The sequence below is a fragment of the Kribbella rubisoli genome, assembly GCF_004217145.1.
Taxonomy (GTDB): Bacteria; Actinomycetota; Actinomycetes; order Propionibacteriales; family Kribbellaceae; genus Kribbella; species Kribbella rubisoli.
The window spans coordinates 451,557-467,060 of the sequence record NZ_SHKR01000017.1 but is presented as its reverse complement, the minus strand read 5'-3'; the positions used below and the strand labels follow the sequence as shown (position 1 = coordinate 467,060).

The 15,504-nt window shown below is 67.1% G+C and carries 16 protein-coding genes; 7 read left to right on the top strand and 9 right to left on the bottom strand.

The window, feature by feature from the left end; genetic code table 11:
* Position 1: 1 nt before the first annotated feature.
* Both EV645_RS37785 and EV645_RS37780 read right to left on the bottom strand, forming a co-directional pair.
* A complete protein-coding gene (locus tag EV645_RS37785; protein ID WP_130449337.1) occupies positions 2–1,039 on the bottom strand; it encodes an FAD-binding oxidoreductase in 1,038 nt (345 codons plus the stop codon).
* A 10-nt stretch (positions 1,040–1,049) separates the two neighbouring features.
* Entirely contained in the window at positions 1,050–2,696 is a 1,647-nt protein-coding gene (locus EV645_RS37780) for a ferritin family protein (protein WP_130449335.1), read from the bottom strand.
* Positions 2,697–2,838: 142 nt separating this feature from the next.
* Between EV645_RS37780 and EV645_RS37775 the strand changes: the two genes are divergently transcribed.
* From EV645_RS37775 to EV645_RS37755, 5 genes are all read left to right on the top strand, one after another.
* Entirely contained in the window at positions 2,839–4,530 is a 1,692-nt protein-coding gene (locus EV645_RS37775) for a sigma-54-dependent Fis family transcriptional regulator (RefSeq protein WP_130449333.1), read from the top strand.
* A 142-nt stretch (positions 4,531–4,672) separates the two neighbouring features.
* A complete protein-coding gene (locus EV645_RS37770; protein WP_130449331.1) occupies positions 4,673–5,434 on the top strand; it encodes an amino acid ABC transporter ATP-binding protein in 762 nt (253 codons plus the stop codon).
* A gap of 50 nt (positions 5,435–5,484) precedes the next feature.
* Complete coding sequence (locus EV645_RS37765) at positions 5,485–6,408, top strand: glutamate ABC transporter substrate-binding protein (protein WP_130449329.1); 924 nt, start codon at positions 5,485–5,487, stop codon at positions 6,406–6,408.
* A 111-nt stretch (positions 6,409–6,519) separates the two neighbouring features.
* Entirely contained in the window at positions 6,520–7,167 is a 648-nt protein-coding gene (locus EV645_RS37760) for an amino acid ABC transporter permease (RefSeq protein ID WP_130449327.1), read from the top strand.
* Positions 7,167–8,036 (top strand): amino acid ABC transporter permease, encoded by an 870-nt coding sequence (locus tag EV645_RS37755; protein ID WP_130449325.1) that lies wholly within the window; start codon positions 7,167–7,169, stop codon positions 8,034–8,036. The genes EV645_RS37760 and EV645_RS37755 overlap by 1 nt, the downstream gene beginning before the upstream one ends.
* A 46-nt stretch (positions 8,037–8,082) precedes the next feature.
* Here EV645_RS37755 and EV645_RS37750 read toward each other — a convergent pair whose 3' ends face one another.
* A complete protein-coding gene (locus tag EV645_RS37750) occupies positions 8,083–9,384 on the bottom strand; it encodes an aspartate aminotransferase family protein (protein ID WP_130449323.1) in 1,302 nt (433 codons plus the stop codon).
* A gap of 50 nt (positions 9,385–9,434) precedes the next feature.
* Here EV645_RS37750 and EV645_RS37745 point away from each other — a divergent pair, with 50 nt between their 5' ends.
* Positions 9,435–10,523: an LOG family protein gene (locus tag EV645_RS37745; RefSeq protein ID WP_130449321.1), complete on the top strand. Its 1,089-nt coding sequence runs from the start codon at positions 9,435–9,437 to the stop codon at positions 10,521–10,523.
* Here EV645_RS37745 and pdxY read toward each other — a convergent pair.
* Positions 10,516–11,367 (bottom strand): pyridoxal kinase PdxY, encoded by an 852-nt coding sequence (gene pdxY, locus EV645_RS37740; protein WP_130449319.1) that lies wholly within the window; start codon positions 11,365–11,367, stop codon positions 10,516–10,518. The two genes, EV645_RS37745 and pdxY, sit on opposite strands and share 8 nt — an antisense overlap.
* A 134-nt stretch (positions 11,368–11,501) precedes the next feature.
* Between pdxY and EV645_RS37735 the strand changes: the two genes are divergently transcribed.
* Entirely contained in the window at positions 11,502–12,194 is a 693-nt protein-coding gene (locus tag EV645_RS37735) for an alpha/beta fold hydrolase (RefSeq protein ID WP_130449317.1), read from the top strand.
* Here EV645_RS37735 and EV645_RS37730 read toward each other — a convergent pair.
* The 5 genes from EV645_RS37730 to EV645_RS37710 all read right to left on the bottom strand — a co-directional run bounded on the left by EV645_RS37730 (position 12,191) and on the right by EV645_RS37710 (position 15,479).
* Positions 12,191–12,298 carry a DivIVA domain-containing protein gene (locus EV645_RS37730; RefSeq protein WP_130449315.1) on the bottom strand — a complete coding sequence of 36 codons (108 nt, stop codon included), beginning with the start codon at positions 12,296–12,298 and terminating at the stop codon, positions 12,191–12,193. The two genes, EV645_RS37735 and EV645_RS37730, sit on opposite strands and share 4 nt — an antisense overlap.
* Positions 12,295–13,413 (bottom strand): dual-specificity RNA methyltransferase RlmN, encoded by a 1,119-nt coding sequence (gene rlmN, locus EV645_RS37725; protein ID WP_130449313.1) that lies wholly within the window; start codon positions 13,411–13,413, stop codon positions 12,295–12,297. The genes EV645_RS37730 and rlmN overlap by 4 nt, the downstream gene beginning before the upstream one ends.
* Before the next feature lie 41 nt (positions 13,414–13,454).
* Positions 13,455–13,763 (bottom strand): Rdx family protein, encoded by a 309-nt coding sequence (locus EV645_RS37720; protein ID WP_130449311.1) that lies wholly within the window; start codon positions 13,761–13,763, stop codon positions 13,455–13,457.
* Between the two features lie 39 nt (positions 13,764–13,802).
* Positions 13,803–14,486, bottom strand: a complete 684-nt coding sequence (locus EV645_RS37715) for a C39 family peptidase (protein WP_198682124.1) — start codon at positions 14,484–14,486, stop codon at positions 13,803–13,805.
* A gap of 96 nt (positions 14,487–14,582) precedes the next feature.
* Positions 14,583–15,479, bottom strand: coding sequence for an LLM class flavin-dependent oxidoreductase (locus tag EV645_RS37710; protein ID WP_198682123.1), 897 nt, complete (start codon positions 15,477–15,479; stop codon positions 14,583–14,585).
* Positions 15,480–15,504 lie beyond the last annotated feature (25 nt).

Genomic DNA, 15,504 nt, shown 5'->3' with positions numbered 1-15,504 from the left:
CTCAGGCTCCATCGGTAGCTGGGCTGGTGAACTTGTCGTAGAAGACCTGGTCCTTCGGCACGTTGCTTGCCTCCAGCAACGCAAGGGCGGCGTCGACCATCGGCGGCGGACCGCACAGGTAGACCTCGCTGCGGTGCAGCTCGGCCTCGCGCCGTTCGACGATCTCGGTGACGTTGCCCTCCTCCACCTGGAGCCCGTCTGAGTCCTGAGCCGACTCGGACAGGCAGGCGATGAACTCGAACCCGGTCAGGTCCGCACCGAGCTCCTTGATCGCCTCCAGGTAGAACAGGTCGGCCGCCGTCCGCGCGCCGTAGTAGAACCGGACCGGACGCGTGCTGCCGGTCTCCTTCAGGTGCCGCAGGATCGACAGGATGGGCGCCATCCCCGCCCCGCCGGCCACGCAGACGACCGGCAGCACGTGGCCGTCCTTCAGCGTCGACGAGCCGTACGGCCCGGTCAGCGACAGCTCGTCGCCGACCGCGAGCTCGCCGTCGAGCAGGGCGGAGAACCGGCCGCCCGGGTACTTCTTGATCAGGAACTCGATCTCACCCGGTGTCGACTGGGTCGTCGCCATCGAGAACGAGCGGTGTTCGTCGGTGCCGGGGATGGTGATGTCGACGTACTGCCCCGGCTTGAAGTCGAACTGCTCGGCGGGTTCGAGCCGCAGCGACACGATGTCGCGGGTGACCGGTTCGATCGCCGCGACCCGCGTGCCGACGGTCCGGATCGGGATGCCGCCGAGCAGCTCCTCCTCGTCGTAGTTGAGCAACTCGATCGTGCAGTCGCTGTACGCGTGCGACTTGCAGAGCAGCACGTAACCCTCGGCCACTTCCGCGTCGTTGCAGGCGAACGTCGAGTAGCGCTCCATCTGGATGTCACCCTCGAGCAGGTACGACTTGCATGCCGAGCACTGCCCTTCCCGGCAGCCGTGCATCAGATGGATCCCCTGCCGGAACGCGGCGTCGAGGATCTTCTCCTCCTCGCCGACCTCCATCTCGATGCCGACCGGTTCGAACTGGATACGGTGCTTGTCGGCCACCGGGTCCTCCTCAGGCTGCCGTGTGGGTCGAGGCAGTTCCGTTGGCCTTGTAGGCCGCGATGTGGGCCTCGCGCTCGGCGTCGGACATCTCGTTGAGCAGCACGTTCGGGCTCATGAACGTGTTGCCGCGGACGTCGTCGAGGGTCCACATCTTCTTCGGGTCGTCCAGGTCCAGATGCGGCTGGCCGATCAGCGTCTTGCCGTCGTCGCGTACGTACCCGAGGTCCTGCACGATGTCGGCCAGGTCCTTGTTGTGGTGCAGGGTCTCCCACTCGCGGAAGCCGGTCAGGCGGCCCATGTTCGGGGTCGGCCGGCCGTCGTACTCACCGCGGAACGCGACCGCGTCGGTCCAGTAGCAGGTCTCCGAGCAGTACGTGCGCCACTGGTCGTCGACCTTCTCGGTGACCATGTCCTCGCGGATCAGCGCCGGCACCATGCAGGTCCAGCATCGGTGCGGGTACTGGTAACCGACCTCTTCGAACGCGATCGGCTTGTTCTTGCCGGGGTACGCGAGCCGGTTGTAGTTCTCCCACCACTTGCCGTACTTCGAGTACCAGCCTGGGTACTTCTCCTCGAACCACTCGAAGTCCTTGTCGGTCATCGCGTCGATCCGCCAGTAGTTCACCGGCCAGCCGGTGGCGAAGAACCGCGCGACCTCGTGCACGTAGCCCTTGTTGGTGATCCGGTTCCACGCTTCCTCGACCAGGTCGTGCGGAATCGTGAGGCCGTACTTCTCCAGCGGCAGCAGGTAGCTGCGGTAGTAGTCGTCGTAGATCCACCGGCGCCACATCTCGGCGTACGACTCCCGGTCCTTGCGGCGGTCCTTCGTGCCGTACTCGATGAACGTGCCGATGGCGGCGTCGACGACGCAGTGGTTGTTCCACCACGCGTACCGCAGGTCGCGCTCCAGCAGCGGCCGGTTGCGCTCGTCGGCCAGCGCCATCAGCAGGATCGAGTACCCGTTGCTGATGTGCCGCGACTCGTCGGACTGGACCGAGTGGAAGACCGTCGGCAACAGGTAGTCGCCGTTGGCCGCGGCCTCGTCCGGCATCGCCACGAACAGCGTGTTGGTGAAGGCGGTCTCGGCGACGACGGTCAGGTAGATGTTCGCCGCGGTGATCGCGTCACCGGTGATGAACCCTTCACCGAACTGCCGGCCGATGGTGCCCGCGTAGTTGTTCGCGAACGCCTTCTCGGTCATGTCGAAACCGGCCGGGTCGATGTAGTTGTTCATGTACAGGCGCTTGAGGTTCATCTGGATCGTCGAGTGCCTGACCTCGTCGATCATCTGCACCGCGAGCCCGTTGTGGATCTCCGGGTTCGGTACGGCGTCGATCGCCATCGGCATCGCCCGGGCCGCGGAGATCTCCGGGAACGGGATGATGCTGAGGAACAGCTTCTGCCACTCCAGCCAGCGCTGCTGGACCTGGCGGAACATGTTGCCGCGGATGGCGCCGTCCATGGCGCCGTACACGCGGTTGTCCTTCTCTTCCTCCATCGGGAAGTAGGACCGCATGATCTGCTTCAGCGGGTCCTTCTTCGGCGCCTTCTCGAACGTGTAGTCGGTGCCGAACCGGGTCGCGGGGGTCGCGAACGTCGGTTCCCAGGACAGCTCAGTGATCTTGGCGTGGGCCTTGGTGAGACTCTGCCTGCTCAATGTGGGCCTCCATCATCGGGGTTGATAGGAGATGAAAGCCGCCTGATGGACGTCTCCGTGTCTCAATGTGAGATGGCGGTCACAGCCGAGCGAGCTACCGTTGGTCGAAGTTCCGCTGGTGACGGACGTGAAGGAGACCGCTATGGGCGCTGCACAGCCGGTCCGGGATCCGATCCGAGTGTCGTGGGAGCGCTCACAGGCGTCACAGGTCGACGTCGACCGCCCCGCTCCGAAGTACTTCGACCGGATCGACCGCGAGACCACCTTGATCCGGGCGGCCCGGCCGGTCATCGACGCACTGTCGTCGGAGCTCCACAACGAGCCGGTCTGCATCATCCTGACCGACGCCAAGGGTGTCGTCCTCGACCGTCGCGGCGGCGATCCGTCGCTGCTCCGGCGACTGGATTCGGTCGACCTCGCACCCGGATTCCAGTACGTCGAGTCCACCGTCGGCACGAACGGGATCGGTACCGCGCTCGAGGTGGGCGGACCGATCCAGATCGACGGAGCCGAGCATTACAACGGGAAGCTGCGGATGTTCTCGTGCGCCGGCGCGACGATCACGCATCCCGTCACCGGCGGGCTGCTCGGCGTACTCGACATCACGACGCAGGCGAAGAACTCGAACACGATCCTGCTGTCGTTCGCCAAGCTCGCCGCGCGGCGGATCCACGAACGGGTCGTCGAGGAAGCGAACGCGCTGGACCACGCCTTGCTGAGCGACTACTACGCGGCCTGCCGGCACAGCGGCGGTCCGGTGCTGGCGCTCGGCGACGAGGTGTTCATGATGAACGCCTACGCACAGGCACGGTTCGACGCCATCGACCAGGCGGCACTCATCGACCGCACGCGGGATGCCCGCGGCGGGACCAAACCGCTTGTATTCATTACCGATCTACCCAGCGGGACCACCGCGCGACTGGCCTATCGCCCGACCTTCCTCGGCGACACCTTGGCCGGCGGCGTCATCCAGATCAAGGAGCAACGGGCTCCGGTCCGCAGTCCTCAGATCGCCCGGGCGCCGTTGATTCCCGGGACGACGGGGACGAGTGCTGTCTGGCAGCACGTCACGCAGGAGCTGCTGGAGGCGTGCAGCCGGTCCGAGTGGCTGATCGCCGACGGCGAACCGGGGACGGGCAAGCTCTCCATGCTGCGTGCGGTACGCCGGCATGTGGCGCCCGAGCGTCGCCTCGTCGTACTCGATCCCGAGGCGATGGGCGACGACCTGCTGACCGAGGCACGCGCCGAGCTGGATTCCGGCGCCGACCTGATCATCCGGCGGGCTCATCTGCTGACCCGCGAGGTCCTCGACGGGCTGACCGAGTTGCTGCAGAACGTCCGTGACGGCGCGATCGCCGGGGACGCCTGGGTCGCGCTGACGTTGCCCGCCGACCGGTCCGAGATCGCCGACGAGCTATTGGCGTTCTTCCCCCGGACCGTCGAAGTGCCGCCGCTGCGGCATCACGTCGAGGATGTTCCGGCCCTGGTCCGGTCGTTGCTGGCGAAGGCAGGCATCAGCGGCCTCACCTTCTCCACTGCCACGATGAACCAGCTGATGCGCTTGCCGTGGTCGGGAAACATCTCCCACCTGCGCGCCGTCCTCACCGCGGTCGCCAGGCGACGCCGCTCCGGAGTGGTCGAGCTCGCGGACCTGCCGCCCGAGTGCAGGGCCACCACGCGCCGGCAGTTGACCCCGATCGAGGCCCTCGAACGGGACGCGGTCGTCGACGCGCTGTCGACGTACGACGGGGACAAGAAGGCCGCCGCGGCCGCGTTGGGAATGTCACGCGCGACGATCTATCGGAAGATCCGCGAGTACGGAATCGTCACCTGAGCGGCCGGGTCGCTCACAAACGAACAATCGCCAGCAGTCCGTGATCACCCGGCTACGGTCAGCGCCGGTATATTGCAGATCGTTACCAAGGGGGTACCACCCGGGCCTGCGACCGCACCCCCGGCTCCAGTAGGTTCTGGCCATGAGCGATTCCGGCACTCTGACGAAAACCGGGCTGGTGGATCTGTCCGGTGTCAACAAACACTTCGGCGAGCTGCACGTCCTGAAGGACATCAACCTGTCCATCGCCAAGGGCGAGGTCGTCGTCGTGATCGGCCCGTCCGGGTCCGGAAAATCAACGCTCTGCCGCGCGATCAACCGGCTGGAACCGATCGACACGGGCGAGATCCGGCTGGACGGCGAACCGCTGCCCAGCGAGGGCAAGTCCCTGGCCAGGCTGCGTGCCGACGTCGGCATGGTGTTCCAGTCGTTCAACCTGTTCGCGCACAAGACGATCCTGCAGAACGTCACCCTCGGCCCGCTGAAGGTCCGCAAGACCGACCCGAAGCAGGCCGAGAAGCGGGCGTTGGAGCTGCTGGAGCGGGTGGGGGTGGCCAACCAGGCCTCGAAGTACCCGGCTCAGCTGTCCGGCGGCCAGCAGCAGCGCGTCGCGATCGCGCGGGCGCTGGCCATGGACCCCAAGGTCATCCTCTTCGACGAGCCCACCTCGGCGCTCGACCCGGAGATGATCCAGGAGGTCCTCGAGGTGATGATCGATCTGGCCAAGCAGGGCATGACGATGGTCGTGGTCACGCACGAGATGGGTTTCGCCCGCACCGCGGCGAACCGGGTGGTGTTCATGGCCGACGGCGAGATCGTCGAGCAGGCCGACCCGGAGACCTTCTTCACCAACCCGACCTCCCGGCGGGCCCAGGACTTCCTCGGCAAGATCCTGAAGCACTGAGCTCCCGCCCGCGGCTGTAGCTGTAGTAACCAACGAAGGGGAACCAGATCATGAGAATGCGCAACCTCGTCGCCACTCTCGGCGTCGGAGCGCTCGCGCTGACCGCTGTTGCCTGTGGCAAGGACGAGCCCGCCGCCAGCGGTGGCGGTGGCGGCAACGCCACCGACTCCTGCGGCGAGCTGCACAAGTTCACCACCGCGAGCGGCGTGGACGTGGCCGGCAGCCCGACCTTCACCAAGATCAAGTCGGCCGGCAAGCTGACCGTCGGCGTCAAGGCCGACCAGCCGAACCTCGGCTACAAGGACGCTAACGGCAAGCGCTGCGGCTTCGACATCGAGGTCGCGCGGATGGTCTCGGCCGGCCTCGGCCTCGACCCGGACAAGATCGAGTACAAGGAGATCCCCTCGGCGAACCGGGAGACCGCGATCGCCGGCGGTGAGATCAACTACTACGTCGGTACGTACTCGATCACCGACAAGCGCAAGAAGCAGGTGTCCTTCGCCGGTCCGTACTTCATCGCCGGTCAGGACCTGCTGGTCCGCAAGGACGACACCTCGATGGACGCCGGCAAGACCGCGCTGAAGGGCAAGAAGGTGTGCTCGGCGACCGGTTCGACCCCGATCCAGCGGGTCAAGGACGAGGGCCTCACCGAGGCCAGCAACATCTCCGAGTTCAAGACGTACTCCGAGTGTGTCTCGCAGCTGCTCGACCAGAAGGTCGACGCGCTCACCACCGACGACGCCATCCTCAAGGGCTACGCGGCCAGCGCGCCCGACCAGCTGCGGGTCGTCGGCAAGCCGTTCAGCACCGAGAAGTACGGCATCGGCCTGCCGCTGGCCGACAAGGCGCTGCGCGACAAGGTGAACTCGATCCTGGAGACGTCGGCCTCCGACGGCACCTGGAAGGCGATCTACGACGAGACGCTCGGCAAGTCGGGTTCGGACTCGACCCCGCCGCCGCTCGAGAAGTACTGATCCCGCAGCCGGCCGCGGCGTCCTGGACGGGCGCCGCGGCCGGGCTGTGTCGTTATGAGTCGTTAGCTGTCGTTAGCTGTCGTTTAGCTGCAAGGCAAGAGGAAGGTCGCGATGTTCTCGGTCCTCACCGACAACTGGCCGCTGTTCCGGGACGGTTTCTGGCTGACCATCAGGCTGTTCGTGGTGTCCGGTGTGCTCAGTCTGGTACTCGGCACCATCCTGGGAGCGTTCCGGGTGTCCCCGGTGCCCGCGCTCCGCGGCGTCGGCACCGGCTACGTCAACGTCCTGCGGAACACGCCGCTCACGCTGGTCTTCGCGTTCCTGTTCTTCGGCGCCGCCAAGATGCACCTGTCCCTGCCGAACCCGTACTGGACCGCGGTCGGCGCGCTGACGATCTACACGTCGGCGTTCATCTGCGAGGTGGTCCGGTCGGGTGTCAACACGATCTCACCGGGCCAGTCCGAGGCAGCGCGCGCGGTCGGCATGTCGTTCTTCCAGGTGCTCACGATCGTCGTACTGCCGCAGGCCTTCCGCGCGATCATCCCGCCGTTGATGAGCGTGCTGATCGCGTTGCTGAAGAACACCACGATCGCGGCCGGCTTCTCCGTCGCCGAGGCCGGCGCGATCCCGGCCGCGATGTCCGAGCGCGGTGAGAACCAGCTGCTCACGCTGATGTGGATCACGATCGGGTTCCTGATCCTGATCGTGCCGCTGATCTTCCTGCAACGGTGGGCCGAACGACGGACGGCGGTGGCCTGATGAGCTCAGTCCTGTACGAGACCCCCGGGCCGCGCGCGAAGCTCCGGAACCGTATCTCCAACATCATCGTGCTGGTGGTGCTGGCCGGCGTGATCGCCTGGCTGATCCACCGGATGTACATCTACGGCCAGTTCGAAGGACGGCTGTGGCGTCAGTTCCAGTACTCGTCGATCCAGCGGCAACTGTTCGACGGCCTGCTGAACACGCTGAAGGCGGCCGGCCTGGCCGCCGTACTGGCGATGCTCTTCGGTGCGGTGTTCGCCGCCGCGCGGATCAGTGACCGCAAGTGGCTCCGGACGCCGGCGACGCTGATCGTCGAGCTGTTCCGCGCCATCCCGCTGCTGATCCTGATGTTCTACTTCTACTTCGGCAACATCCAGTTCAACCTCGGCCTCGGCCCGTTCTGGGCGGTCGTCTTCGGTCTGACGCTCTACAACGGCTCGGTCCTCGCGGAGATCTTCCGCGCCGGCATCGCCGCCGTACCCAAGGGTCAGCGCGAGGCGGCGTACGCGATGGGTCTGCGGAAGAACCAGGTGGTCCGGCTGGTGTTGTTGCCGCAGGCCATCAGTGCGATGCTGCCGGCGATCGTCAGCCAGTTGGTCGTGCTGCTGAAGGACACCGCGCTCGGCTTCATCATCACCTACGGCGAGCTGTTGTACGTCGCGAAGCAGATGGGCGGCCGGTTGACGTACGGCTTCCCGTACATCCCGACGTACATCGTCACCGCGGTCATCTACATCGGCCTGTGCTCGCTGCTGTCGCTCCTGGCCAAGTACCTCGAGGGCCGCTCCCGCCGCCGCCGCAAGGTAACCGGCGCCCCGCCACCGTCTGCCGCAGAGGCAGCTACCTCGGCGGAAGCCCCGCTCTAGAACACACTGAAGGCCCCTCGCTTGTGCGAGGGGCCTTCAGTCGTCTTCAGCGGAGGGTGTTGAAGGAGTCGCGGATGATTTCCAGTGCTTCGGCGGCTTCCTCTTCGGTGAGGGTCATGGGGGGTGCCATGCGGAGGACGTTGCCGTAGAGGCCGCCCTTGCCGACCAGGAGGCCGCGGTTCTTGGTCTCCTGCTGGAGTTTGGCGGTGCTGGCGGCGTCGGGGGTGTTGTCGTCCGGCTTGATGATCTCGGCGGCGAGCATCAGGCCCTTGCCGCGGACGTCGCCCAGCTCGGGGAACTCGTCGGAGATCCCGCGCAGACCGTCGACGAGTTGGGCGCCGCGCTTGGCCGCGTTCGCCTGCAGGTCCTTGTCGAGCAGGTAGTCGATCGTCGCCTTCGCCGCGCTGGTCGAGATCGGGTTGCCGCCGAACGTGGACAGCGAGTTCGCCTTGACGCTGTCCATCAGCTCGGCCTTGGCGACCACGCCGCCGATCGCGAACCCGTTGCCGAGTCCCTTCGCGAACGTCATCGCATCCGGTACGACGTCGTGCGCCTGGATGCCCCAGAAGTGGTCACCGGTCCGGCCCCATCCGGTCTGTACTTCGTCGGAGATGAAGAGGATCCCGTACTCGTCCAGCACCTCCTTGAAGGCGGCGTACAGCCCGTCCGGAGGTGACGAGAACCCGCCGACACCCTGGATCGGCTCCGCGATCAGGCAGGCGACGTCGCCGGAGGTCGTGGTCTCGATGACGTTGCGCAGGTCGTCGACGCAGACCTTGATGTAGTCAGCGTCGGACAGATCGCGGAACGGGCTGCGGTACCGGTACGCGCCTTGCACGTACTGCACGTTCACCGGCGACAGGCTGCTCGCGGACCAGCCGCGGTTGCCGGTGATCGCGACCGTGCCGAACGCGCGGCCGTGGTACGAGTTCCGCATCGCCAGCACCTGGTTGGAGCGGCGGTTCTGGGTGGCGAGCAGCAGGGCCGTCTCGTTCGCCTCGGTGCCGGAGTTGGCGAAGAACACCTTCGCGTCCGGGATCCCGGACAGCTCGGCGATCTGCTCGGCCAGCTCGATCTGCTTCCGGATCAGGTACACCGTCGAGGTGTGCGCGATGCCGGTGCCGAGCTGCTCACGCACCGCGTCCGAGATCTCCGCGATGTCGTACCCGATCGCGTTGGTCAGGATGCCGGCGAAGAAATCGAGGTACGTGTTGCCCTCACCGTCGGTGACCCGGCGGCCGGAACCTTCCACGATCTCGATCGGCTCCTCGTAGTACAACGCGAGCCAAGCCGGCATGACGGCCTTGTGACGCTCCCAGAGCTCCGCATGTGTCCGCGCGTGTGTCATGGTCCAACCATTACCTCATGTCATAGTGCACGTCTATTACCGTTCTCTCCGTGACGTTGCCGAGCATCCCGCATGTGGACATCGAGTCCCTGGAGCATTTCGACCGTCTGCTGGCGGCTGGGGCCACCGCGATGACCGGTTGGCGGGTGCAGTCGGTGGACCTGACCCGGCGTACTGCGGAGATCACCGGGCTGAAGCCGATGGGCTCGGTGTTCCTCGGCTGCGTGCTGGAGGAGAAGGCGGACGCCTGGGTCCGCGACGGCGGCGGACTGGTGTTCCCGGCGATCCCGGCGCTCCCCTTCGACGCGTACCGCGGGCGCCTGTACGACGCCGACGAGCTGTACGCCGGCCTCGAGCAGGGATACGACGCCACGCCGGACGCCCGCATCTACGCCTGGTCCCGCCAGCAGGACGAGAAGGGTGACACCAGCCGCACCCTGGCCGCTGCCCTTCACGACCACGCCATCGCAGACGCCCTCACCGAACTACCCGACGACAAGCCCTGGGTCGGCGTGATGGGCGGCCACGGCGTACTGCGGGGCACCGCCGACTACCGCTCCGCCGTACTGCTCGGCCGTGCGCTCTCCCGCGCGGGCCGCATGGTCGTCACCGGCGGCGGCCCGGGCGCGATGGAGGCCGCCAACCTCGGCGCCTCGCTGGCGTCGTACGACGATGCCGCCGTCGATGCTGCTCTCGCGGAGCTGGCCGCCGTACCGTCCTTCCGCCCGTCGATCGGCGCGTGGGCGACCGCCGGCATGAACGTCCGCTCCCGCTTCCCCGGCGACGGCGGGGTGTCGATCCCGACCTGGTTCTACGGCCACGAGCCGCCGAACGTGTTCGCGTCGGCGATCGCGAAGTACTTCTCGAACGCCCAGCGCGAGGACGTTCTCCTCGGCCGGGCGCACGGCGGCATCGTCTACCTGACCGGCGCCGCCGGCACCGTCCAGGAGATCTTCCAGGCCGTGACCCCGAACTACTACGGTGATGCGGCGACCCAGATCCCGCTGATCCTGGTTGGCACCGACTACTGGACCACCGAGCTGCCCGTCTGGCCGCTCCTGCAGGCTCTGGCAGCTGACCACGCCATGCCGATCCACCTCGTGGAGACCATCGACGAGGCTGCCGGTCTGGTCAGCTGACTCGCTGTGGCTTGAACTGCATCTGCGGGTTGGCGTACGCGTCCTGCGACTCGACCAGCTGCAGCTCGCGCTCGCCGGACTCGTGGGTGCGGGTGAGCAGGTCGAAGACGCTCGACGTCGTACGTGCGAGAGCCTCTGCGAGATCGCCCGTACTCCGGTAGTGCGCCGTGAAGAGCGCGGCCGTCACGTCTCCGGAGCCGTTCGCCTTCATCGGGATGTGCGGCGTCTGCACGATCCATGCACCGCTGTCGTCGACGGCGAGCATCTCGATCGTGCCGTCCTCGCGGTCGGGGCGCTCGACGCTGGTGACCAGCACCGTACGCGGGCCGGTCGCCCGCACCAGCTCCACCGAGGCCAGCGTGGACTCGAGCGTGTCCGGCTCGGTGTCGGTCAGGAAGCCCAGCTCGAACTGGTTCGGCGTGATGATGTCGGCCGCCGGAACCACCCGGTCGCGCAACAGCACCGGAATGGCGGGCGCGACGAAGCATCCGGACTTGGCGTTGCCCATCACCGGGTCGCAGGAGTACACAGCGGTCGGATTGGCCGCCTTCACCTTTTGCACGGTCTCGAGGATCACGTCGGCGATCCCCTCGCCGCCCTGGTAGCCCGAGAGCACCACGTCGATCTGCGGAAGGACACCGCGGTCCTCGATCCCCAGCAGAACCTCGCGTACGTCGTCCGGGCTGATCATCGGCCCACGCCACGCCCCGTACCCGGTGTGGTTCGAGAAGTTCACCGTATAAACCGGCAGCACCTCGACCCCGATCCGCTGCAACGGAAACACAGCCGCCGAGTTCCCCACATGCCCATACGCAACAGCCGACTGAATCGAAAGGATCTTCACCCCTCGATCATCCCATCCACCCGCTTGGTCAACTTCACGTCCTCCTCCTCGAAGCCGAGGCGCCGGTAGAACCCACGAGCGTCGATGTTGGCCGCCCCTCCAGTTTGTCGGTGGTGGGGTTTAGCGTGCGCGGCATGACAAACTTCGTGTTGGTGCCGGGGGCGTGGCTGGGTGCGTGGGCGTGGGACGAGGTGGCCGCTGTACTGCGGGCCGAGGGGCAGGACGTTTATCCCGTGACGTTGAGCGGGCTGGCTGAGCGGCGGGACGAAGACGCCGGTCAGCAGCAGCATGTCGACGACATCGTGGCTGTGATCGAGTCGCAGGACCTGAGCGACGTCGTGCTCGTGGGGCACAGCTATTCCGGGATACCGGTCGGTCAGGCGGCGGGGCGGATCGGCGATCGGCTGCGGCGGGTGGTGTACGTCGACTCGAACATCCCGACCGACGGGAAGTCGTTCGTCGACGGCTGGTCGGCCGAGGGGCAGGCGTGGGTCCAGGACCAGCTGGAGTCGTCCGGTGGGTACTGGCCGCCGCTCACCGCCGAGGACTACGTCGGCCAAGACCTCTCCAACGAGGAGATCGCGATGATCTTGGAGCGCGGTACGCCGCATCCCGGCCGCTCCATCACCGAGCCGGCGCACCTGGTCCGCCCCCTCAGCGAGCTGCCCACGACGTACCTCAAGTGCCTGATGGACGGCGCGACACCGTCGTCCGACGTGGCCGAGCAGCTCAAGTCACCACACTGGGAACTCGTCGAACTGCCCACCGGTCACTGGCCGATGTTCTCCCAGCCCACGGCCCTGGCGAAGGTCCTGACGACGGCCTAGCGGTTGGTGAGCCAGCCGCTGGCGATGTCGAGGAACTCGTCCACCTCAGGTATCGCGTACCCCTCGCGCCAGCGGACGCGGGTGAAGTCCGCGGGCTCGGTCACTTGCTTGCGGCGGCGAGTTGGCCGCAGGCGCCGTCGATTTCCTGGCCGCGGGTGTCGCGGACGGTGGTGGGGATGCCGGCGGCCTCGAGGCGGCGGACGAACTCGCGCTCGTCGGCCGGGTCCGAGGCGGTCCACTTCGAGCCGGGGGTCGGGTTCAGCGGGATCAGGTTGACGTGCACCCAGCCCCAGTCGCCGCGCGCGTTGAGCTTCTCCGCGAGCAGGTCGGCCCGCCAGGCGTGGTCGTTGATGTCGCGGATCATCGCGTACTCGATCGAGACCCGCCGCTTGGTCTGCCGCGCATACCCCCAGGCCGCGTCGAGGACCTCGTCGACCTTCCAGCGGTTGTTGATCGGCACCAGCTCGTCGCGCAGCTCGTCGTCCGGCGCGTGCAGCGACAGCGCGAGCGTGACCGGGATCCCTTCGGTCGCGAGCTGGTTGATCCGCGGCACGAGCCCGACCGTCGACACCGTCACACCGCGAGCCGAGATCCCCAGCCCCTCCGGCGACGGATCGGTGAAGCGGCGTACGGCGCCCATCACGGCCTTGTAGTTGGCCATCGGCTCGCCCATACCCATGAACACGATGTTGCTGACCCGGCCCGGCCCGCCGGCGACCTCGCCGCGCGCCAGCGCCCGCGCACCGTCGACGACCTGCTCGACGATCTCCGCGGTCGACATGTTCCGCGTCAGTCCGCCCTGGCCGGTCGCGCAGAACGGGCACGCCATCCCGCAACCGGCCTGCGAGGACACGCACATTGTCACGCGGCCCGGATACCGCATCAGGACGGACTCGACCAGCGAGCCGTCGAGCAGCTTCCACAGCGTCTTGCGGGTCTCGCCGTTGTCGCACTCGAGGTCGCGGACGCGGGTCAGCAGCGGCGGCATCAGGTCGGCGACCAGCTTGTCGCGGGTCGCGGCCGGCAGGTCGGTCATCTCGGCCGGGTCGGACACCAGCCGGGAGAAGTAGTGGTTGGACAGCTGGTTGGCCCGGAACGCGGGCTCACCCAGCGCGGCAACCGCAGTACGGCGCTCCTCCCCCGTGAGGTCGGCCAGGTGCCGCGGCGGCTTCTTGGCGCGGCGCGGCTCATCGAACACAAGGGGAAGGGAGGTAGTCATAACCGATCTATTGTCGCAAGGCCGGTCGACCGTTCACAAATTCACATCCCATGACCCGCGTCACCAGCGGGCTTGCGGTCGGAGTGGCCGAGCTTGCGGTCCGGGGCGATCCGGTCCCGCACCATCTGCTTGAGCAGCGGAATCTCGGCGAACCCGCCCTCCGCCTTCCGCGACCACAGCAGCTCCCCGTCCAAGCCGATGTCGAACACCCCACCGGCCCCTGGGACCAGCGCCACCTCCCCCAGCTCCTGGGGGAACGTGGTCAGCAGCTCCTGAGCGGTCCAGGCCGCCCGCATCAGCCACCGGCACTGGGTGCAGTACTCGATCTCCAACCGCGGTTCCCTCGTCACGGCGAACAAGGTATCTCGCCGTGACGAGGGACAGCGCAGTCAGGCTGAGTAGCCCTTCGGCGGGATGAGCGTGGCGAGCTGGTTGAAGGTCAGCCAGTACGTCGCGGTCGGCGCGAACCCGGCCGGGTCCGCGATCAGTACGGTCTGGTCGCTGTCGTCGTACCCGATCACCGTGAAGTAGTGGTAGATCGTGTAGTTCGGGTAGCCCGGCGGGTGGTTGCTGGCCGGAGCAACGATGTTGGCGACGATCGGGTAGTTGTTGTTGATGTCGAGGACGACGTCCCGCCAGAGCAGGTCACGCTGCGCCTGGGTGGGCGGGTCGTTCGGCATCTCCTTCGTCTCGTACCAGCCGGTGCCGACGTGGTTGTTGAGCACGCGGGTGACCTGGCCGATCCAGTCGGTTCCGTTGGTCGTGGTCGGCAGTTCGTTGGCCAACTGCTGCTGGCTCGGCGGCGAGATCCGGGCCGAGAGCGCGATCCGGGTCGCGGCCGGCCCGCACCAGTAGCCGGTCTGCTGGTACTGGAAGTCGATGTTCAGCGTCCTGACGGTCTGCGTCGAGAAGCCGAGCTTCGGTACCGGCTTGGTCGCGGCAGCTGCCTCGGCCGAAACGGTCTGGGACGGGGCGGGTGCTGCGGTGGCGGGGGCTGCGGCCATCGGGAGGGCGGCGGCGGCAATCAGGGCGAGACCGCACAGGGCGGCCTTGAACTTCGTCGTGGGGGTCATGTCAGCTCCTCACTGGACGACCGGGGCGGATCGTCTGTGTTTGATACTGACACAGGTTGTGGTGGTGCGGTGAAAAAATCACCGAACCTTTCCAGCTCAGTGGAAAGGCTCGATGATCTCCCGAACCAGCCAGCGCACGGCGTGGTTCGGATACGGGCGCGGGAGCGACAGCACGATGTGGTCGAACCCCAGCCCGACCGCCCGCTGCACGATCGCCCGCGTTGCGGCCGGATCGTCGTACGAGACGATCTGCTGCAGTGATCGGCTGAGCGTCGCCGGGTCCCGTCCGATCCGGTCGCATTCCGCGTCCAATCGGCGTACCCGATCGGTGAGGGTGTCGAAGTCGGTGTGCGGCGGACCGCTGATGTTCCACACGTCGGCGTACTCCGCGACCAGGCGGAGCATCCGATTACCCCAGCCGCCGATCAGGAGCGGTGGACCCGCGGGCTGGATCGGTTTGGGTTCGTTGCGATTGCGCTCGAGCTGGTAGTAGCGGCCGTGGAAGTCGAACTCCTCCTCGGTCCACATCCGGCGCAGGATCTCGATGGTCTCGCGGAGCCGGTCGACGCCCTCCCCCGGCGGCACGAGCGTCAATCCGTAGGCGGCGTACTCCTCGAGCGCGGGATTCGGGCCCGCGATGCCGCTCAGGTCGGCTGGTTGATGGGTGCCGCCGGCGCCGAGGCCCATAATCAGCCGGCCGCCGGAGATCACGTCGAGCGTGCTGGCGATCTTGCCGAGGACCGCCGGCGGGCGGATCCGGTTGCTCGTGACGAGCAGGCCGAGGCGGAGCCGGGTGGTCTGTGCGGCCAGCGCGGTGAGCAGGGTCCAGCCCTCGAGCACGTCGCCGTTCTTCGGCCCGGCCAGCGGGAGGAAGTGGTCCCACAGCCAGGCGTCGCGGATCTGCGGGGTCTCGTCGGCCTCGAGCCAGACGCGGCGGATGTCGGCGTACGGGACGTGCATCGGGGTGGTCTTCAGACCGAAGGTCAGTTCCATAATCGTCAGGGTAACTGATGATCAG